Origin of the sequence: Flavobacterium sp. (genome assembly GCF_036741995.1) — a bacterium.
In the GTDB taxonomy this organism is placed as follows: domain Bacteria; phylum Bacteroidota; class Bacteroidia; order Flavobacteriales; family Flavobacteriaceae; genus Flavobacterium.
On the sequence record NZ_DAINRG010000001.1, the window covers coordinates 143812 to 162762 of the forward strand.

Consider the following 18951-nt stretch of genomic DNA (forward strand, 5'->3'; position numbering starts at 1 on the left):
AATCATGTTTGAAAAAAGTCCAAAATCATACACCGATCTTTTGGGTAAAACCAATAGAATTGTAGAAGGAACCACCATTACCGGAGATATTAATTCTCCTGCAGATTTTCGTTTGGATGGTCATTTGATGGGTAATTTCCAATCCAAAGGGAAAATTGTGATTGGTCCGGCCGCTAGTGTGAAAGGCGATATCATTTGTAAAAATGCAGATATTGAAGGCGTTTTCGAAGGCAAAATTCAGGTTCAGGAAATTTTGAATGTCAAATCAAAAGCACACATCAAAGGAGAAGTAATCTGCGGGAAACTTTCCGTAGAACCGGGAGCAGAATTTAGCGCTTCCTGTGTGATGAAACCGCACGTAAAAAACCTGCCTGCCAATGGACAATCCTCAGAAGAAAAAATCGCGTAACAAATGGTTGGCGCTGATTAACATTCCCATTCAAATGGGTATTATTATTTTCTTGTTTTCCTATTTAGGCGATTGGCTTGACCAAAAATTTCCCAATCCAAATACTGTTTATGTAAAAATTTCAACGCTTGTAGGAGTTGCTGTTGCCTTTTATAACATCAATCGCCAGTTGAAAGAAATTAATAAATCCGACGAATAACAATGAACTTAAAGAAATACCACTCTCTTTTTATCGTTTTATTAGCTTCCATTATTGGTCTTATCATTCATAAAATCATTTTTTACTGGTTTGTCCCTGGAGTTTTCGAAAGCAATTTTGTGTATTCCATACCGTCACTGTATGTATTCTTTGGGGTGTTTGCTTTACTCATTGTGTTTGTCTTGAGGATAGTAAAAGAGAAAAGCATTGATAACGTTGGGTACACGTTCTTGCTATTAACTACTTTAAAAATGGCTGTGGCCTATGCTTTTTTACAGCCAATTTTAGAGGCAAATTTGGCTAAAACACCAACAGAAAAAATGAGTTTTTTTAGTATATTTATTTACTTTTTAGCAATAGAAACCATTGTAACCATCAGAATTTTAAACAATAAACAATAATTCGTCTCTAAATTGACAATTCCGCCAAAAAAAACAAAACATATACTTTTTAATATTAATTAATATTGTACTTTTGCACCAAATTTGAAAAAAGTTAATTTAAGTTAATTATCAGATATGGTGATTTCAAAAAAACCACTCCAATTCATTATAGCCGCTTTAGTGGCCTGTCTGCCTTTATTTAGTTTTGCCAATACTTCAGAAGATACTCTTTCGGTAAAGAAAGAAGTAGTGGCTGTTGAAAAGAAAGAAGTAAAGGATGAAGCCGCAGAAAAACAAGAAAAAATAGACGAAGTTATAGGACACCACGTTCTAGACGGACACAGTTTTTCTTTGTTTGCTGACGAAGAAACCGGAGCGCACTATGGCTTTTCATTACCAATAATTCTTTGGGATAATGGGTTACAGGTTTTCTCTTCTGCAAAATTCAACAATGGGGAAGCTGTTGCGGAATCGAACGGAAACTACTATGTTTTACACCACGAAAGAATATACAAAACCGATGCTACCGGAAAATTAAATCTTGAAAAAGTAGAAGGCGAAGAGCATCCAACGAATGTTCAGCCTCTTGATTTTTCAATCACAAAAGGTGTTTTAACGATTATTGTTGTGGCATTTTTAATGTTTTGGCTGTTTACAAGTTTGGCCAAATCTTACATCAAAAACGATGGAATTTCTTCAGGTGTTGGACGTTTCTTCGAACCAATCGTATTGTATGTTCGTGACGAAATTGCCATCCCAAACATTGGTGAAAAGCACTATAAAAAATACATGAGTTATTTATTGACGATATTCTTTTTTGTATGGTTTTTAAATATCTTCGGATTGACTCCACTGGGAATTAATGTAACCGGAAATATTGCAGTAACTTTTGGTTTAGCCATCGTTACTTACTTAATCACAACGTTTACCGCTAAGAAAGATTATTGGGGACACATTTTCTGGATGCCAGGAGTACCGGTTCCTATGAAAATCATCTTAATTCCGATTGAATTATTGGGAACCATCATCAAACCTTTTTCATTAATGATTCGTTTGTACGCTAATATTTTTGCCGGACACATCGTATTAATGAGTTTGATTGCATTAATGTTTACCTTTCACAATTGGGTAGGAAGCGGTTTATCATTTGTCTTGTCATTCGCTATTTCAATGATTGAAATTTTAGTAGCACTATTACAGGCTTACATCTTTACAATGCTATCGGCTTTGTATTTTGGAGCAGCATCAGAAGAGCATCATCACGAAGAGGCTCACTAATAAATTGAATGTTTAATTAAATATATATACATTATGGAAATTCCTAAAATCATTGGAGCTGGATTAGTAGTAATCGGTGCTGGTATTGGTATCGGTAGAATCGGTGGATCTGCAATGGACGCTATTGCTCGTCAACCAGAAGCTACTGGAAAAATTCAAACCGCTATGCTTATTGCTGCAGCGCTTATTGAAGGTATTGGTTTTGCTGCTTTATTCGCAGTAAAATAATCAAAAAAACTAAAAGCCATAACGGTTGGTTGTGGCTTTTGTTTACTTAATTAAATTAGAAAGACTATAATTACCTATATAACATGGAAAAGTTAATAAATGATTTTTCGTTCGGATTGTTTTTTTGGCAAACCTTAATTTTCGTAGGATTGATTTTCTTATTGAAAAAATTTGCTTGGAAACCAATTCTTAACGCCGTTAACGAAAGAGAAGAAGGCATCAAAAACGCATTGCTTTCGGCTGAAAATGCTAAAAAAGAAATGCAAAATCTGAAATCAGATAACGAGAAATTGTTAGCTGAAGCAAGATTAGAGCGTGACACCATGATGAAAGAAGCTCGTGAAATCAAAGACAAAATGATCAACGATGCTAAAACAGAAGCGCAAGTAGCCGGTCAAAAAATGATTGAGCAAGCCAAAGCTTCTATCGAAAGCGAGAAAAATGCAGCCTTGGCTGAATTGAAATCTCAGGTTTCTTCTTTATCATTGGAGATTGCCGAAAAATTATTAAAAGACGAATTATCTAACAAAGAAGCTCAAACCAAATTGGTAGAGAAAATGTTAGGTGATGTAAAATTAAATTAATCGGTATGTCAAGAGCTGCGATTAGATACGCCAAAGCCATTTTAGAAACTGCGGTTTCAAGCGGAAATGCTGTTAAAGTAAACGACGACATGTTGTCAATCGTTGCTTCCATGGCAGGAAGCGCTGAACTAAGCGAATTTTTGTCAAGCCCAATCATTGCTACAGATGTAAAAATGAATGCGGTTTCAGAAGTATTTGCTTCGGTTCAGGGAGAAACAAAATCGCTTTTCAGATTGCTACAGGAAAACAAAAGATTTGAAATTTTAGCCGAAGTTGCTACTCAGTTCAACGCTCAGTTCGACGAAATGAACGGTGTGGAAGTAGCCAAAGTTACTACAGCTTTCCCAATGGATGCTGGTTTAGAAAGTAAAGTTTTGGCTAAGATTGCTAGCATTTCAGATAAAAAGATAACTATCGAGAACATCGTAGATCCAGCCATCATCGGAGGATTTATTTTGAGAATCGGAGACAAACAATATAATGCTTCTGTGGCCAACAGACTGCAGGAGTTAAAAAGAGAATTTAGTAATTAATTACCATTAAAGATATATCAAAATGGCGGAAATTAAAGCTGCTGAAATTTCAGCAATATTAAAGAAACAAGTAGAAGGATTTCAATCTGGAGCTACGTTAGAAGAAGTGGGAACAGTTCTTCAAGTGGGTGATGGTATCGCTCGTGTTTACGGTTTGTCAAACGCACAATACGGTGAGTTAGTACAATTCGATAACGGGTTAGAGGCTATCGTTTTGAACTTAGAAGAAGACAATGTGGGGGTGGTACTTTTAGGACCATCAACTGGGATCAGAGAAGGATCAACAGTAAAAAGAACACAACGTATCGCTTCGTTGAAAGTTGGGGAACAAATCGTAGGTCGTGTGGTTAACACACTTGGTGAGCCAATCGATGGTAAAGGACCAATTGGTGGTGACTTATACGAAATGCCATTGGAAAGAAAAGCTCCTGGAGTTATCTTTCGTCAACCGGTAACAGAGCCATTACAAACAGGTATCAAGTCAATTGACGCGATGATTCCTGTAGGTAGAGGACAACGTGAGTTGGTTATTGGTGACCGTCAAACGGGTAAAACTACCGTTTGTATCGATACAATCTTGAACCAAAAAGAATTCTACGATGCTGGGCAACCAGTATTCTGTATCTATGTAGCTGTTGGGCAAAAAGCCTCTACAGTAGCAGGTATTGCAAAAACATTAGAAGAAAAAGGCGCTATGGCTTACACGATTATTGTGGCTGCTAACGCTTCTGACCCTGCTCCAATGCAGGTATATGCTCCAATGGCAGGTGCTGCTATCGGAGAGTATTTCCGTGATTCAGGCCGTCCGGCTTTGATTATCTATGATGATTTATCAAAACAAGCGGTGGCTTACCGTGAGGTGTCTTTGTTGTTAAGAAGACCACCAGGTCGTGAGGCTTATCCTGGAGACGTATTCTACTTACACTCTCGTTTATTAGAAAGAGCTTGTAAAGTAATCGCGGATGATGATATCGCGAAAAACATGAACGACTTACCGGATTCGTTGAAACCAATCGTAAAAGGTGGCGGTTCTTTAACAGCTTTACCAATTATCGAAACACAAGCGGGTGACGTTTCTGCGTATATCCCAACTAACGTAATTTCGATTACGGATGGACAGATTTTCTTAGAGTCTGACTTGTTTAACTCAGGAGTTCGTCCGGCGATCAACGTAGGTATTTCGGTATCCCGTGTAGGAGGTAATGCTCAGATTAAATCGATGAAAAAAGTATCGGGTACGTTGAAATTAGATCAAGCACAGTTCCGTGAATTGGAAGCGTTTGCTAAATTCGGTTCTGACTTGGATGCAGTAACATTAAACGTAATTGAAAAAGGAAGAAGAAACGTTGAAATCCTGAAACAAGCCGTAAACGATCCGTTTACTGTAGAAGATCAGGTAGCTATTATCTACGCAGGTTCTAAAAACTTGTTGAGAAGCGTTCCTGTAAACAAAGTAAAAGAATTCGAAAAAGATTATATCGAGTACTTGAACAACAAACACAGAGATACTTTAAATGCACTTAAAGCCGGTAAGTTAGACGATAACATTACTGATGTTTTAGAAAAAGCAGCTAAAGAAATTTCAGCGAAATATAACTAAATAACAATTTGAAGGTTTGAGAATTTGAAGCGGTAAATCCATTTTCAAATTCTCAAATCAGATAATTTTCAAATTTAACTATGGCAAACTTAAAGGAAATCCGTAATAGAATTACTTCCGTTCAGTCGACGATGCAGATTACATCGGCGATGAAGATGGTTTCTGCCGCAAAGTTGAAAAAAGCACAAGATGCGATTACAGCGATGCGACCTTATGCCGAAAAATTAACGGAATTATTACAAAGCGTTAGTGCTACTTTGGATGGCGATGCCGGTGGACAATACACCACGCAACGCGAAATCAATAAAGTGTTGATTGTAGCGATTACTTCAAACCGTGGTTTGTGTGGTGCTTTCAATACCAATGTAATTAAGCAGGCAAAATTGGTTGCGGACGGTTACGCAGGAAAACAAGTAGATATTTTTGCCATTGGTAAAAAAGGAAACGACGTGTTGAGAAAAACCAATAGTGTTATTGCCAACCGAAGCGAAGTATTCGACAATCTTACTTTTGATAACGTTGCCGAAATTGCCGATGCATTGACAGAAAAATTCATTTCCGGTGAATACGACAAAATTGAAGTGATATACAATCAATTCAAAAATGCTGCAACTCAAGTGGTACAAACAGAACAATTCCTGCCATTGGCACCTATTGCTTCTGACAAACCAGCTTCAAGTGGCGATTATATTTTTGAACCTTCTAAAGAAGAAATCGTATTGACATTGATTCCAAAATCATTGAAAACACAATTGTACAAATCCGTAAGAGATTCTTTTGCTTCTGAACACGGAGCGCGTATGACCGCGATGCACAAAGCTACGGATAACGCAACGGAGTTGAGAAACCAATTAAAATTAACTTACAACAAAGCACGTCAGGCTGCTATTACTAACGAAATCCTTGAGATTGTTGGTGGAGCAGAAGCTTTGAAAGGATAAGGAAAAATAAATTGCTAAGAAAGAGTGAACATTTGTTCGCTCTTTTTTTTTGGAATGAATTTAATGGCTATTTTTGTTCAATACCTTAAACAAACTCTCATTGAGCCTTTATAAAAATCTTTTCAAACAAACTCTTATCTACGGACTGGCAACTGTTTTTCCCAGAATAATCAGTTTTATCCTGAATCCGTTGTTTGTGTATTATTTGCCCGATAAAAGCAAAATGGGTGAGGTTTCCGTAATCTTTGCGTATTTGGTTTTTTTCAATGTGGTTTTGTCATACGGTATGGAAACGTCCTTTTTCCGATTTTACAATTCCGAAGACGATAAAAAAAATGTGATTTCCACCACCACCGTTTCTCTTTTTTGGTCTTCCCTTGGGTTTTTAGGCCTGGCCTTATTGTTTAGGAAAACACTGGCCGGTTGGTCAGATATAAGTGTTGAATACATTACCTATACCATCTGGATTTTGACGCTGGATGCCTTAGCCATCGTTCCGTTTTCTAAGTTGAGAGCCGAACGGAAACCCATGAAATATGCAGTCATAAAAATGACAAACGTCACCATAAATTTATTGCTTAATATTTTCTTTTTGGCCTTTTTACCCAAAATCGTGGCTAATAATCCGAATGGATTCTTAAGCACCATTTACATCGAGAATTTCCAGATTGGCTATATCTTCATTTCTAATGTAGTGGCCAGTTTGGTTACACTGCTTGTCCTGATTCCAAATTACATTCACATTTCCTGGAAATTTGATAAAGTACTGTGGAAAAAAATGATGAAATACGGCTTGCCCATTTTGTTTGCCGGAATAGCCTTTGCCATCAACGAACATTTTGATAAAATCCTTTTAGATTGGATGCATGTTCCCATGTCAGACATTGGAGCCTATTCTGCCTGTTACAAAATCGGGATGTTCATGGTATTGTTCCGGACGGCTTATACGCTGGGAATCGAACCCTTTTTCTTTAGTCATGCCAGCAATGAAAATGCCCAACAAACGTATGCCACCATAACCAAATACTTTGTGATCTTCGGTTCGTTTATCACGCTGTTTGTGATTGTTTTTGCCGATTTACTCAAAAGAGTATTGGTGCCTAACGACAATTATTGGGATGCCATGAAAGTAGTGCCGCTAATCGTTCTGGCGAATTTCTTTCTTGGGATTTACACCAATTTATCCGTTTGGTACAAATTAATTGATAAGACAAGAATAGGCGCTTATATTTCACTGGTGGGTGCTGCCGTGACCTTGATTCTGAATTATCTTTTGATTCCGACGATGAGTTACTATGGCTCGGCCATTGCTACAATTGCCGCCTATGGAAGTATGATGATTATCTCTTACAAACTAGGACAAAAAAGCTATCCGATTCCGTATGACTTTAATAAAATATTCAGTTACCTTGGCCTTACTATAGTATTTTCCGCCATCTCATTTTACATCCCTCAATTGCGAGATAATTATTTTATAAAAATAGGATTATTGGGAGTGTTCCTCTATTTTATTTATTACAGTGAAAAAGAAACATTGCTCCGAATCATCAAAAGAAAAGCAAAAGAATGACCATCAACATCATCAACAAATCGCAACACGAATTGCCCAATTACGAAACCATTGCCTCAGCTGGGATGGATTTGCGCGCCAATTTATCAGAGCCGATAACCCTGAAACCATTAGACAGAGCCATTGTAAAAACAGGTTTGTTTATTGAATTGCCCATTGGTTACGAAGCTCAGGTTCGCCCAAGAAGCGGACTGGCCGCCAAAAAAGGAATCACAGTCTTGAATTCACCCGGTACAGTTGATGCTGATTATCGTGGAGAAATCGGGGTGATTTTAGTAAATTTATCCAATGAAAATTTCGTGGTGGAAAATGGTGAAAGAATAGCCCAATTAATCATTGCTCAACACGAACGCGCCGAATGGATTGCCGTGGAAGAACTATCAGAAACCTCAAGAGGAGAAGGCGGTTTTGGCAGTACCGGAGTGAAATAAAATACTAAAGTAAAGCATTTAAAATGAAAATAATAGTTCCTATGGCGGGTCGTGGTTCACGACTTCGCCCACATACATTAACCATCCCAAAACCGTTAATTCCTATTGCCGGAAAACCGATTGTTCATCGATTGGTTGAAGATATAGCCGGCGTTTTAAATCAGAAAATTGACGAAGTTGCTTTCGTAATTCATGAAAGTTTTGGCAAAAAAGTTGAAGAAGACTTGATTGCGATTGCTCAAAAATTAGGTGCCAAAGGAACCATTTACTATCAAAACGAAGCACTTGGAACCGGTCACGCCATTATGTGTGCCAAAGATTCCTTAAGCGGTCCGGCCGTAATTGCTTATGCCGATACTTTAATTCGCGCCGATTTTGATTTAGACCAAAGTGCCGACAGCGTTATTTGGGTAAAACAAGTAGAGCAACCGGAAGCTTTTGGGGTAATCAATTTAAACGAAGCCAATGAGATTATAGAATTGGTAGAAAAACCAAAAGAATTTGTTTCTGATTTGGCGGTTATTGGCATCTATTATTTCAAAGACGTTGCGGTGTTGAAAAACGAACTGCAATCCGTTTTAGACAACAACATTATTCACGGTGGCGAATATCAAATAAATGATGGTATTAAGCAAATGATGGCAAAGGGCATGAAATTTGTACCGGGTAAAGTAGACGAATGGATGGACTGTGGTAACAAAGATGTAACCGTGGAGACCAATTCGAGAATGTTGGGCTTTTTGCACAATGACGGAGAACATTTGATTGATTATGATGTGAAATCTGAAAACTCGAATATCATTCCGCCTTGTTATATCGGAAAAAATGTGGTTTTGATTAATGCAACTGTTGGACCCAATGTATCTTTGGGTGATGGCTGCCATGTTCAAAACACGGAAATAAAAAACAGTTTGGTGCAAACGCATGTGCATATTAAAAATGCTCATTTAGATAACGCCATGATTGGAAATCATGCCAGTTTTGATGGTGATTTTACCAGCATCAGCATAGGTGATTACTCAGTTTTAGAATAAAAGACAAATGAAAAAACTTGGGATTTATGGTTTACTCTTAGGAATGATTTTCATTCCTAGCTTTCTTTGGGCTCAAAACGAACCTAAGGAAGTGGTAACGATAGACGATGGATTTCAAGATTATTTCTATGAAGCTATCAAACAAAAAAGCATTGAGAATTACGACAAAGCTATTGAAGCTTTAGAAAAAGGGAAAACCATTGAGCCCGACAATCCGGTGGTTTATTTCGAATTGGGTAAAAATTATTTGGCACAAAAAAAATACAAAGAGGCCTACGACAACTTCGAAAAAACAACCCAAATGGATCCCAAAAACCGCTGGGCCTGGGTGGGGATGTATGATGTTTGTTATGAAACAAATGATTACAACAAAGCCATTCCCATTGTAGAAAAACTGGTAGAATTCAAGGAAGATTACAAAGAAGATTTGACTTCACTGTATATGAATACACAACAGTTTGACAAAGCATTGGAGCTCATCAACGAGTTAAATGAAAAATTCGGGAAGTCAGACAAACGCGAATTGTATAAAGCGGATATTTTAAAAGATGCCAAATACCAATCGGCTGAAAAGAACAACCTTTTGGAACAAATCAAAAAATACCCCAAAGAGGAATCCAACTATATTTCGCTGATTTATATGTATTCGCAAAGCAATCAGGAAGAAAAAGCATTGGAAATTGCCAAAAAACTGGAGGCCGCAATTCCTACGTCTGATTGGGCACAAGTGAGTTTGTTTAAGTTTCATTTGAACAATAATGATGGGGACAATGCGGTGAAGGCCATGAACATTGTATTGCCAAGCAAAAAAATAGACCAAAAAATCAAGCACAGAATCCTGAATGAGTTTCTGATTTTTGCCAAAAACAATCCCAAATACGAACCCGATTTAGACAAGGCCATTTCCTATTTTGACAATGACAAGGAAGTGAAAGTGGCCAAAGAAATCGGCAAGTTTTATTATTCCAAAGCCGATTGGAACAAAACGATTAAGTATTTCGAAATGCATTTGAAAAATGCTCCAGACGATGTGGAAACGCAACAGCTCTTGCTTCAGGCGTATACCGAGAACCAGCAATTTGATCTTTTGGCCAAAAAAGCCGAAGAGTTGATGCAGTTTTTCCCAACACAGCCCCAGTTTTATTACTATGCCGGGTTGGGTTACAATCAAATGAAAAACTTTAAAAAAGCCGCTACTATTTTAGAAGCAGGGTTGGATTTTGTGATTGATGATGTGGCGATGGAAATCAACTTCAACATACAATTAGGTGAAGCCTACAGTGGTTTGGGCGATATGAAAAAGAAGGAAAGCTATTTCACCAGAGCCAATGAGCTGATTAATAAACAAAAGAAGTAATGAAAAAAATAGGAGTTGTATGGTTGGTTCTTTTACTGGTTTCCTGTAAAGCAAAAGCCGTTTTAAATGAAGGGAAAGCCAGTGATGTTTTAGCTTCTGAAAAAATCATTCAAAAACAATACGATAATAAAATTGACTTTTCATCGTTATACATTAGAGCTGCCGCTAAATACAAAGACGAAAAGCAGTCGCAGAATGTTTCGGCGGAAATCAAAATTAAGAAAGACGAGAAGATATTAGTAAGCATCCGTTTTTTGGGGATAACGATGGCCAAAGCCCTAATTACGCCTAACGAAGTGAAGTATTACGAAAAAATAAACGGCACGTATTTCGAAGGCGATTATGCAGCTTTGAGCAAATGGTTGGGAACCGATTTAGATTTTCAGAAAGTGCAAAACATGTTGCTTGGCAAACCGATGGACGATTTGACGAAAGGAAAGTATGTCAGCTCCATTGTTGACAAGTTTTATAAATTAAATACAGTTGAAAATACCACCGAAAAATCCTTTTTGTTTGAAGGCGAACATTATTTGTTAAAGAAACAAGAGATTATTCAACAGGATCAGGAAAGAGCTTTAGAGGTGAATTATCCCAATTTTCAGGAAGTTTCTGCTGCTTATTTGCCGGCCAGTTTGCTGATCAATGCGTTTCAAAAATCGGGGAAAACAGAAATTTCAATTGATTATAACAATATAACATTCAACGAAGAGCTTTCATTTCCATACAGTGTTCCGGATGATTATGAAAGAATTTATATTAAATAGATTTGCCAAAATAACCTAACTATGCCGAGATTCCTTTTATTCTTTTTATTTTTTTGTTTAGCGACACCAATGTGGAGTCAACCACCTACGCAAGAACAACTCGAAGAGCGCAAAGCCAAAATTCAACTGGAAATCCAAGAGAAAGAACAATTGCTGCAATCAATGAAAAGCAAAGAGAAATCGGTGGTTTCCCAATTGATGATTCAACAGGAAAAAATCGGTTTAAAAGAAAAACTGATTAAAACCACCGAGAAACAAACCAAGTTGCTGAGTAACGATATTTATGTAAATCAACTTAAAATCAACCAACTCAACCGCGATTTGGACGAGCTTAGAAAAGATTATGCAGAGATGATTTTAAAGTCGTATAAGAGCCGTTCAGAGCAAAGTCGCGCTATGTTCTTATTGTCTTCGCAAAACTTCCTTCAGGCATACAAGCGTGCGCAATACATGAAGCAATATGCGAGTTACCGCAAAATGCAAGGTGAGGAAATAAAAGGAAAATCCAAGCAACTCGAAGATTACAATGTGAAGATTGGCGCGCAAAAATCGGACAAAGAAAAACTGATTGCCGAAAACGAAAAAGAAAGACAAAGCCTTGAAAAAGAAAGACAAGAGCAGGAAAAAATAGCCAATCAAATCAAAAAAGACAAAGGCAAAATTGCAGCCGAAATCAAAAAGAAACAACAGGAAACGAAAAAGATTGATGCTCAAATTCAAAAATTAATCCGCGAAGCCATTGCAGCAGCCAATAAAAAAACAGCGGCAGCCAAAGTAAAAGCGAATCCTAAAACAACAACTGCAGCCGAAACTAAAGCCGTTGAAAGTTCGGCCAAAATTGTATTAACTCCTGAAGGACAATTGATTGCCAATAATTTCAGAGCCAACAAAGGAAAATTGCCATGGCCGGTAGAAAAAGGAGTGGTGACGCTGCCTTATGGTGACCAACCGCATCCGGTATACAAAACCCTGACCGTTCACAACAGTGGTGTAGAAATCACAACTGAAAATGGCGCTTCGGCCAGAGCAGTTTTTGGTGGCGAAGTAACCAAGGTTATTAAATTATCGCCGTTGAATATTGCTGTATTTATTCAGCACGGGGATTTCTTTACCGTATATCAAAACCTGAGTAGTGTTAATGTTAGCGTTGGTGACAAAGTATCGACCAAAGAAACTCTGGGGAAAATCAGAACCAATGGAGATACCGGTAAAACCATTTTGAAATTCCTGATTCTTCAAAATACGACCTATAACAATCCGGCTTCGTGGTTGTATAATATGTAACAAAAAAGTCCCAAGCAATTGGGACTTTTTTAGTTATAAAAATAATGCTTTCAGTTCAGTAGCATCGTGTGGATTCATTTTTCCGGCCAAGACTAAGCTCAGTTGTTTTCGTCTTAATGCAGCATCAAATCTTGATTTTTCCAATTCCGTTTCCGGTTCAATTTGCGGCACTGTTACCGGGTTTCCGGTTTCATCTACTGCCACAAAAGTATAGATGGCTTCATTCGCCTTGGTTCGATTTCCGGATTCTCGGTCTTCAATCCAAACATCTAAAAAAATCTCCATCGAAGAATTAAAAGCGCGGGAGACTTTGGCCTCAACAGTAACCACACTTCCCAAAGGAATAGCACGGTTAAACGCCACGTGATTAACAGAAGCCGTTACGGTAATTCTGCGCGAATGTCTTCGGGCGGCAATGCTGGCAGCTCGGTCCATTCGGGCCAGTAATTCACCACCAAAGAGATTGTTCAACGGATTGGTTTCGCTGGGTAAAACTAAATCCGTTAAAATAGTAAACGATTCGGAAGGATGTTTCGGAGTCATAACAAGTTTTTGGCAAAGGTAATTACTGAAAACAAAAAATCCCGATTTCTCGGGACAATTTTATAATTCCTGTATCAATAACCAGGCATCTTTGTTGTCTAGTTTTTGAATGCTTTTCATGGCTTCCCGGGCTTCTCCATAAGACGAGTAGCTTCCGTAGAGCACTGGAAACAATCCATGGTTGTTAGCCGGTAATCTTTTGGCTTTAAAGCCTAATTTTATCAGCGCTTGATAAGCATGCTCTGCGTTTGATTCCAATCGGAAAGCACCAGCCACCACATGGTAAGGTGTTTTTTGATTGGGAACGGTCAAGGTTACAGAAGGCAACGGATTTTCAATAAAGAAAGTGGCTTCCTGAATTTTTTGGTTTATTTTTTTCTGTACATTGGATTGTACGACAAGCGTTTGTTGTTCAACTTGTGTTAGATAGTTATCATACAATTTGTATCCTAATGCACCGGTCAAGCCTAATGAAACCACTACAATTGCCGCATATTTCAACGCTTTGTAACTTCTTCTTCTCTCGGGAGTGAAAGCTATCGGTGCTTTTTCTTCCAGAGTTTCAACGACTTCTTTATACACTTCGCGTTTTACAGAAGGCGAAACAAACGAACTCAAACCAAAGGATTCTTTCAAATAATTGATTTGATCGGCCGGTACAAACACGATGTTTTTTTCGGTATTCAAAGAAAACTCGCCAATGTTTTTGATAGAGAAATGCCCGAATTCCTGAATTTTGGTTTTCCAGTGTGACACTTCGTTTTGAATGGCATTTACAGCAATCTCATACGATATTTTTTCGGCTTGCGCCAAATGATTAGCCAACAATCCGTCATTGTTTTTGAGAAATGGATTGAAAGAAATCAACTTCTTGGGAGGATAAAACGAATGAGCGTTTTCATCCAGCTGTGCCGACTGGAATTCGGTCAGAAAAGCACCAAATCCGGGAACGGTAACACATTGATAACGATATAATAATTGGGAAATGTATGGTTCAATCTTCATGTTAACAAATTTAGAGAAACAATAGTAGTATCAAAAAATTATCCACAAATTTTATTAACAATCCCTAAGAAAAATAAATTTTTTTGTAGTACTTTAGTGATATGAATACTACCGAGCTTTTTCACATTTTAGCATTGTTACGCGTTGATGGTGTTGGCGATATCGTGGCCAAAAAACTATTAAATCATTGTGGTTCAGGTGAAAATGTATTTAAAGCCAAAGCGTCGCAGCTCAAAGGAATTGATGGTATTGGTGAAGTGTTGCTCAAGAAATTAAGAGATAAGTCGATTTTTGAAAAAGCCGAACAGGAATTGCGCTTTCTTGAGAAAGAAAAGATAAACGTCTTGTCCTATCAAAATGAAGCTTACCCAGACCGATTAAAACACTGCATTGACGGACCGGTCTTACTCTTTGCTTCCGGAGAGATGAATTTTGAAAACCGAAAAATGATTAGCATAGTAGGCACCCGACAAATCACTGCTTATGGCACCGAATTTTGTAAAAAACTGATAGAAGATTTGGCTGTTTTCAATCCGATAATCGTTAGCGGGTTTGCTTATGGCGTTGACATTGTGGCCCACCAAGCGGCTATGGAAAATAAGCTACAAACCATTGGCGTTTTGGCGCATGGCTTAAACCAAATTTATCCCAAAACACATAAAAAATACGTGGCCAAAATGGAGCAAAACGGTGGTTTTCTAACCGAATTCTGGAGTCATTCCAATCCGGATAAAGAGAATTTCGTTCGTCGCAACCGCATTGTGGCCGGCATGAGCGAAGCTACTATCGTTATCGAAAGTGCCGAAAAAGGGGGCTCCCTAATCACGGCCAACGCAGCCAATGATTACAATCGGGATGTATTTGCCGTACCGGGTAGGACTTCGGATAAATACAGTCAGGGCTGCAATGATTTGATTAAAACACAACGTGCCAGTTTGTTGACTTCGGCGGCTGATTTGGTCTATATTTTAAATTGGGAATTGGAAACCAAAGCCGCCAAACCGGTACAAAAACAATTGTTTGTTTCGTTAGATTATGAAGAACAAAGAGTTTACGATTACCTTCAAAAAAATGGAAAGCAAGTATTGGATATGATAGCCTTGGAGTGTGATTTTCCTATTTTTAAAATTTCCTCCATCCTTTTAAACATGGAACTCAAAGGCGTAGTCAGACCTTTGCCCGGAAAATTATTTGAGGCAGTTTAATTTTAACCAAATTATATTTTACATTTGTTTTATACTACTTTGCAGCAAATGACAGTAACGGCATTATTAGATTATATAAAATCCAACCGCTCAAAAATTAAAAGCATAACCGATGCTGATTTAATTCAAATTGAGGCGCAGGTAAATGCCACTAAAGAACTACACCCAGAGGCAGAAGAACTAGAGTTGTTTTTTTATCAAAATTTAGAAGCCAACAACTTCAAAGTGATTAGTAAACTTGCGGAAGCCAAGGACTTTTTTCCAGATATATTTCTTGCCGAACTGACTCAAAAAGCGATTGATAAATTGGAAAAAATCAATATAGCGTTGACACCCCCTTATGGTGATTTTTCGAAAATTTTATATGTTAAAGAAGTTGATTTTTATGTGTTTTTGAATCATTTAAAAACTCCGGAAACCGAAGAAAAACTAAAGAGTGTTTTAGAAAAGTTGGAAGCGATTTACCATCAGGACTCCGGTTCGGACTTGGTTGGAAAGGCATTCATTGCGGTTAACAATTACAAAGCGCTAGATTATGATTTATCAAGCTTGATTGATAAAACCAAATATGCACCCGCGGCGGTAAGCAGTCCGTTTTTTTCCAAAAGCACAAAACAATATTTAATTTATGGTGTGGTAACTCTTTTGGTTTTAGTTAGATTGAGTTTCTTTATCAGTGCCATAAAACAAAGACATCGCTATGATCCGGTTGATTATGACACCGAGACCCAATACAAATCGGAACCTAGAAAAATAGATCGGTATTACACTCAGATGAAATTTCAAATTGACAGTTTCTTCGTTTTTTTAGCGGATTATAAAAAAGAGGAAATTAAGCAATTGACAAGTATAGATACTGTAAAAACAGGGCAAAATCCTTTTGAAACGTTTTATCAAAGCCTGCCGCAGGGCGAAAGCAACAATTTCATAAAAGTCAAAAACAATACCAATTTAGATATGATTCTTTTGGAAAATGCCACGGTTTTTGATACTATAAAACTTCCAAAAGCGGCGTATTATATCAAGGCGGGAAAGACGCTTGAAGTCACCAAAAGAGAAACGGATGCGAAGTCTGTTTTTAATATTTATCTGGGAAAAAAATTGGCCACTTTTCAAACCAACAGCAAGCATCTCTTTATCAGAAATCATTCGGTAGTTGAGTATCGTTTTAGCGAATTAATTCCATCAACAAAAGAAATCTTAAAGACCGATTATCGCTTTGTGAAAGATGCTTCGATTGCTTTGAAAAACGGAGTTCTGAAAATCAATTAAACAAAAAAGGCAAAAAACCAGTGGTCCTTTGCCTTTACTATTTGGAATCTGATTAAAGATTATTTTTTAGCAATTTTAAGAATAAAAGCGTCTTCTATACGATCCTCGTTCAATCCGTAGTCAAGGGTTATTTCATAGCCACTATCGACTTCAACTACTCCAACCACTTCCATATTGTACAAATCGGCAACCTTATACAATTTTGTAGTTGTTTCTTTGCCAAATTCGGTATCAGAAATATATAAACATTGTTTGGCACCAGTTGGTTCTTCGTTTTTGGTATAGCCTAAATCATTGTTTATTACGAATGTTTTTATCAAATGATTTTTAAAACCATAGGCATTAATCGCATGAACTTTGGCCAGTAATTTACTCGTTTCCGGGTTTTTTTCTTCAGTATATTTAAGGTCTTGGGCAAAAGCAGAAAATGAAAAAAGAGACACCAAAACAATCAAAACAGAATTTTTCATAAGAATCAGATTTTTATCAAATGTATAAATTTTATTCAAATCCCAATTTTTCTCTAACTTTTTTTAAGACAGTATTAGCAATACTACCTGCTTTTTCAGCGCCTTGTTTCAACAAAGCATCTACTTCGGCCTGATTATTCATATAATAATTGTATTTCTCTCTTTCCGTTTTGAATTTTTCTGTAATCAGTTCAAACAAAGCTTGTTTGGCATGACCATAACCAAAATCGCGGTTGGCATTGACATATTTGATTTTCATAGCGGCAATTTGCTCGGCATTGGCCACCAATTTATAGATGCCAAAAACTTTACAGGTATCCGGGTTTTTGGGTTCTTCCAATGGCGTACTGTCGGTTTCGATGCTCATGATTTGCTTGCGTAAAGCTTTATCATCCAAGAAAATATTGATGATGTTGCCACGGGATTTACTCATTTTAAAACCATCGGTTCCGGGAACATACATGGTTTCTTCCTGCACTTTTCCTTCCGGAATGACAAAGGTTTCTCCCATTTGATGATTGAAGCGTGAAGCCACGTCACGAGTAATCTCAATGTGTTGCATTTGGTCTTTCCCCACCGGAACGAATTGCGCATCATACAAAAGAATATCCGCCGCCATTAGCATGGGATAAGAAAACAAACCGGCGTTAACATCTTCCAGTCTGTCGGCTTTGTCCTTGAAAGAATGCGCCAATGTCAATCTTTGAAAAGGGAAAAAACAACTCAAATACCATGACAATTCTGCGGTTTGCGGCACATCACTTTGACGGTAAAAAATCACTTTGTTTACATCCAATCCACAGGCCAGCCAAACGGAAGCCGTGCTGTAAGTATTTTGACGAAGTTCGTCGCCATTTTTTATTTGGGTAATCGAATGCAGATCGGCAATGAAAAGAAACGATTCGTTTTTTGGGTCTTTTGATAGTTCAATGGCAGGTAAAATAGCGCCCAATAAATTTCCTAAATGAGGCGTTCCTGTACTTTGAATTCCGGTTAATATTTTAGACATGTTCAACTTTTTTCTAATCGCAAAGTTAAACCTTTGTATTAAAAATTGCATACCTTTCATTACATTTGACAACATGAGCGCATTGAAAATTGTTTTTTGGACCCTTTATCGCATTTGGTTTTACATTTTGATGGCGATTCCCATAATCGTTATGTTTCCGTTTCTTTTTATTTCAATACTTTCCGAAAAATGGTATCCTTACTTTTTTGTGATGGCCAGAATTTGGGCCAAATTCATTTTGTTTGGTATGGGTTTCCAGGTGAAGGTGGAAGCAGAAGAGGAAATTCAGGAAAAGAAAAGCTATATGTTTGTTTCCAACCATACTTCAATGACCGATATTATGCTGATGCTTTCGGTGGTTAAAAATCCGTTTGTTTTTGTTGGCAAAAAGGAATTAGCCAAGATTCCGCTATTTGGATTTTTCTATAAACGAACTTGTATTTTGGTGGATAGAGGAAGTGCCAAGAGCCGTATGGCGGTTTTTGAAAGAGCTCAAAAACGATTAAATCAGGGATTAAGCATTTGTATTTTTCCCGAAGGTGGTGTTCCGGATGATGAATCCGTAGTGTTGGATGAGTTCAAAGACGGCGCTTTTCGCTTGGCGGTTGAGCATCAAATTCCGATAGTGCCCATTACTTTCGCGGATAATAAAAAGCGATTTTCCTATACGTTTTTCAGTGGAAGTCCGGGACAGATGCGCGTGACTATTCATCATTTCTTTGACACCAAAAATCAGAAACCGGAATACAAAAAAATGGTAAAAGCAGAAGTCCGAAACGTTATTTTAAAACAATTACAGGTCTATAATTCATAAAAAAAGAGTCCCAAATTTCGGAACTCTTTTCCGTTATT

General features: G+C 37.6%; 22 protein-coding genes. 18 read left to right on the top strand and 4 right to left on the bottom strand.

All coding sequences use genetic code 11. The features are described 5' to 3' along the window. Positions 1-4 precede the first annotated feature (4 nt). The 15 genes from V7D82_RS00685 (at position 5) to V7D82_RS00755 (ending at position 12595) form a co-directional block, all read left to right on the top strand. Positions 5-409, top strand: coding sequence for a bactofilin family protein (locus tag V7D82_RS00685; protein ID WP_333599043.1), 405 nt, complete (start codon positions 5-7; stop codon positions 407-409). Continuing rightward, a complete protein-coding gene (locus V7D82_RS00690; protein WP_333599044.1) occupies positions 378-608 on the top strand; it encodes an AtpZ/AtpI family protein in 231 nt (76 codons plus the stop codon). The genes V7D82_RS00685 and V7D82_RS00690 overlap by 32 nt, the downstream gene beginning before the upstream one ends. A 2-nt stretch (positions 609-610) precedes the next feature. Further along, positions 611-1009, top strand: a complete 399-nt coding sequence (locus V7D82_RS00695) for a hypothetical protein (protein ID WP_333599045.1) — start codon at positions 611-613, stop codon at positions 1007-1009. Between the two features lie 117 nt (positions 1010-1126). Next, entirely contained in the window at positions 1127-2269 is a 1143-nt protein-coding gene (gene atpB / locus V7D82_RS00700) for a F0F1 ATP synthase subunit A (RefSeq protein ID WP_333599046.1), read from the top strand. A 33-nt stretch (positions 2270-2302) separates the two neighbouring features. Then, positions 2303-2497, top strand: a complete 195-nt coding sequence (gene atpE / locus V7D82_RS00705; RefSeq protein WP_333599047.1) for an ATP synthase F0 subunit C — start codon at positions 2303-2305, stop codon at positions 2495-2497. 83 nt (positions 2498-2580) lie between these two features. Next, the gene (locus V7D82_RS00710; protein WP_333599048.1) at positions 2581-3081 is read left to right on the top strand and encodes a F0F1 ATP synthase subunit B; all 501 of its coding nucleotides are present in this window, start codon (positions 2581-2583) and stop codon (positions 3079-3081) included. Continuing rightward, positions 3081-3614, top strand: a complete 534-nt coding sequence (gene atpH / locus V7D82_RS00715; RefSeq protein WP_333599184.1) for an ATP synthase F1 subunit delta — start codon at positions 3081-3083, stop codon at positions 3612-3614. The genes V7D82_RS00710 and atpH overlap by 1 nt, the downstream gene beginning before the upstream one ends. A gap of 22 nt (positions 3615-3636) precedes the next feature. Beyond that, a complete protein-coding gene (gene atpA, locus V7D82_RS00720; protein ID WP_333599049.1) occupies positions 3637-5214 on the top strand; it encodes a F0F1 ATP synthase subunit alpha in 1578 nt (525 codons plus the stop codon). A gap of 80 nt (positions 5215-5294) precedes the next feature. Next, complete coding sequence (gene atpG / locus V7D82_RS00725) at positions 5295-6155, top strand: ATP synthase F1 subunit gamma (RefSeq protein ID WP_333599050.1); 861 nt, start codon at positions 5295-5297, stop codon at positions 6153-6155. A gap of 100 nt (positions 6156-6255) precedes the next feature. Further along, on the top strand, positions 6256-7725 hold the full coding sequence (locus V7D82_RS00730; RefSeq protein WP_333599051.1) for a lipopolysaccharide biosynthesis protein: 1470 nt from the start codon (positions 6256-6258) through the stop codon (positions 7723-7725). Further along, positions 7722-8156 carry a dUTP diphosphatase gene (gene dut, locus V7D82_RS00735; protein ID WP_333599052.1) on the top strand — a complete coding sequence of 145 codons (435 nt, stop codon included), beginning with the start codon at positions 7722-7724 and terminating at the stop codon, positions 8154-8156. Before V7D82_RS00730 ends, dut begins: the two co-directional genes overlap by 4 nt. Positions 8157-8179: 23 nt before the next feature. Beyond that, entirely contained in the window at positions 8180-9190 is a 1011-nt protein-coding gene (locus V7D82_RS00740) for a sugar phosphate nucleotidyltransferase (RefSeq protein ID WP_333599053.1), read from the top strand. A 7-nt stretch (positions 9191-9197) separates the two neighbouring features. Then, entirely contained in the window at positions 9198-10547 is a 1350-nt protein-coding gene (locus V7D82_RS00745; RefSeq protein ID WP_333599054.1) for a tetratricopeptide repeat protein, read from the top strand. Then, positions 10547-11311 (top strand): DUF4292 domain-containing protein, encoded by a 765-nt coding sequence (locus V7D82_RS00750; RefSeq protein ID WP_333599055.1) that lies wholly within the window; start codon positions 10547-10549, stop codon positions 11309-11311. Before V7D82_RS00745 ends, V7D82_RS00750 begins: the two co-directional genes overlap by 1 nt. 21 nt (positions 11312-11332) lie before the next feature. Further along, positions 11333-12595 (top strand): murein hydrolase activator EnvC family protein, encoded by a 1263-nt coding sequence (locus tag V7D82_RS00755; RefSeq protein ID WP_333599056.1) that lies wholly within the window; start codon positions 11333-11335, stop codon positions 12593-12595. Positions 12596-12628: 33 nt separating this feature from the next. On the opposite strand, the gene V7D82_RS00760 is transcribed toward V7D82_RS00755, so the two are convergent. Beyond that, positions 12629-13138 carry an acyl-CoA thioesterase gene (locus V7D82_RS00760; protein ID WP_333599057.1) on the bottom strand — a complete coding sequence of 170 codons (510 nt, stop codon included), beginning with the start codon at positions 13136-13138 and terminating at the stop codon, positions 12629-12631. Between the two features lie 60 nt (positions 13139-13198). Beyond that, a complete protein-coding gene (locus V7D82_RS00765; RefSeq protein WP_333599058.1) occupies positions 13199-14143 on the bottom strand; it encodes an SPOR domain-containing protein in 945 nt (314 codons plus the stop codon). Positions 14144-14244: 101 nt separating this feature from the next. Here V7D82_RS00765 and dprA point away from each other — a divergent pair, with 101 nt between their 5' ends. Further along, positions 14245-15348: a DNA-processing protein DprA gene (dprA, locus tag V7D82_RS00770; RefSeq protein ID WP_333599059.1), complete on the top strand. Its 1104-nt coding sequence runs from the start codon at positions 14245-14247 to the stop codon at positions 15346-15348. A 48-nt stretch (positions 15349-15396) separates the two neighbouring features. Continuing rightward, the gene (locus V7D82_RS00775; protein WP_333599060.1) at positions 15397-16620 is read left to right on the top strand and encodes a hypothetical protein; all 1224 of its coding nucleotides are present in this window, start codon (positions 15397-15399) and stop codon (positions 16618-16620) included. Positions 16621-16679: 59 nt separating this feature from the next. Here the strand turns inward: V7D82_RS00775 and V7D82_RS00780 are convergent, their stop codons facing one another. Together V7D82_RS00780 and trpS are read right to left on the bottom strand one after the other, a co-directional pair. Then, the gene (locus V7D82_RS00780; protein ID WP_333599061.1) at positions 16680-17090 is read right to left on the bottom strand and encodes a hypothetical protein; all 411 of its coding nucleotides are present in this window, start codon (positions 17088-17090) and stop codon (positions 16680-16682) included. A gap of 31 nt (positions 17091-17121) precedes the next feature. Next, a complete protein-coding gene (gene trpS, locus V7D82_RS00785) occupies positions 17122-18099 on the bottom strand; it encodes a tryptophan--tRNA ligase (protein WP_333599062.1) in 978 nt (325 codons plus the stop codon). Positions 18100-18172: 73 nt separating this feature from the next. Between trpS and V7D82_RS00790 the strand changes: the two genes are divergently transcribed. After that, positions 18173-18913: a lysophospholipid acyltransferase family protein gene (locus V7D82_RS00790; RefSeq protein ID WP_333599063.1), complete on the top strand. Its 741-nt coding sequence runs from the start codon at positions 18173-18175 to the stop codon at positions 18911-18913. Positions 18914-18951: the final 38 nt, after the last annotated feature.

What these genes read in the sequence shown, in the direction of transcription:
- V7D82_RS00685 (WP_333599043.1), top strand. Translation starts at nt 5, where the DNA reads ATGTTTGAAAAAAGTCCAAAATCATACACCGATCTTTTGGGTAAAACC.
- V7D82_RS00690 (WP_333599044.1), top strand. Translation starts at nt 378, where the DNA reads ATGGACAATCCTCAGAAGAAAAAATCGCGTAACAAATGGTTGGCGCTG.
- V7D82_RS00695 (WP_333599045.1), top strand. Translation starts at nt 611, where the DNA reads ATGAACTTAAAGAAATACCACTCTCTTTTTATCGTTTTATTAGCTTCC.
- atpB (WP_333599046.1), top strand. Translation starts at nt 1,127, where the DNA reads ATGGTGATTTCAAAAAAACCACTCCAATTCATTATAGCCGCTTTAGTG.
- atpE (WP_333599047.1), top strand. Translation starts at nt 2,303, where the DNA reads ATGGAAATTCCTAAAATCATTGGAGCTGGATTAGTAGTAATCGGTGCT.
- V7D82_RS00710 (WP_333599048.1), top strand. Translation starts at nt 2,581, where the DNA reads ATGGAAAAGTTAATAAATGATTTTTCGTTCGGATTGTTTTTTTGGCAA.
- atpA (WP_333599049.1), top strand. Translation starts at nt 3,637, where the DNA reads ATGGCGGAAATTAAAGCTGCTGAAATTTCAGCAATATTAAAGAAACAA.
- atpG (WP_333599050.1), top strand. Translation starts at nt 5,295, where the DNA reads ATGGCAAACTTAAAGGAAATCCGTAATAGAATTACTTCCGTTCAGTCG.
- dut (WP_333599052.1), top strand. Translation starts at nt 7,722, where the DNA reads ATGACCATCAACATCATCAACAAATCGCAACACGAATTGCCCAATTAC.
- V7D82_RS00740 (WP_333599053.1), top strand. Translation starts at nt 8,180, where the DNA reads ATGAAAATAATAGTTCCTATGGCGGGTCGTGGTTCACGACTTCGCCCA.
- V7D82_RS00745 (WP_333599054.1), top strand. Translation starts at nt 9,198, where the DNA reads ATGAAAAAACTTGGGATTTATGGTTTACTCTTAGGAATGATTTTCATT.
- V7D82_RS00750 (WP_333599055.1), top strand. Translation starts at nt 10,547, where the DNA reads ATGAAAAAAATAGGAGTTGTATGGTTGGTTCTTTTACTGGTTTCCTGT.
- V7D82_RS00755 (WP_333599056.1), top strand. Translation starts at nt 11,333, where the DNA reads ATGCCGAGATTCCTTTTATTCTTTTTATTTTTTTGTTTAGCGACACCA.
- V7D82_RS00760 (WP_333599057.1), bottom strand. Translation starts at nt 13,138, where the DNA reads ATGACTCCGAAACATCCTTCCGAATCGTTTACTATTTTAACGGATTTA.
- V7D82_RS00765 (WP_333599058.1), bottom strand. Translation starts at nt 14,143, where the DNA reads ATGAAGATTGAACCATACATTTCCCAATTATTATATCGTTATCAATGT.
- dprA (WP_333599059.1), top strand. Translation starts at nt 14,245, where the DNA reads ATGAATACTACCGAGCTTTTTCACATTTTAGCATTGTTACGCGTTGAT.
- V7D82_RS00775 (WP_333599060.1), top strand. Translation starts at nt 15,397, where the DNA reads ATGACAGTAACGGCATTATTAGATTATATAAAATCCAACCGCTCAAAA.
- V7D82_RS00780 (WP_333599061.1), bottom strand. Translation starts at nt 17,090, where the DNA reads ATGAAAAATTCTGTTTTGATTGTTTTGGTGTCTCTTTTTTCATTTTCT.
- trpS (WP_333599062.1), bottom strand. Translation starts at nt 18,099, where the DNA reads ATGTCTAAAATATTAACCGGAATTCAAAGTACAGGAACGCCTCATTTA.
- V7D82_RS00790 (WP_333599063.1), top strand. Translation starts at nt 18,173, where the DNA reads ATGAGCGCATTGAAAATTGTTTTTTGGACCCTTTATCGCATTTGGTTT.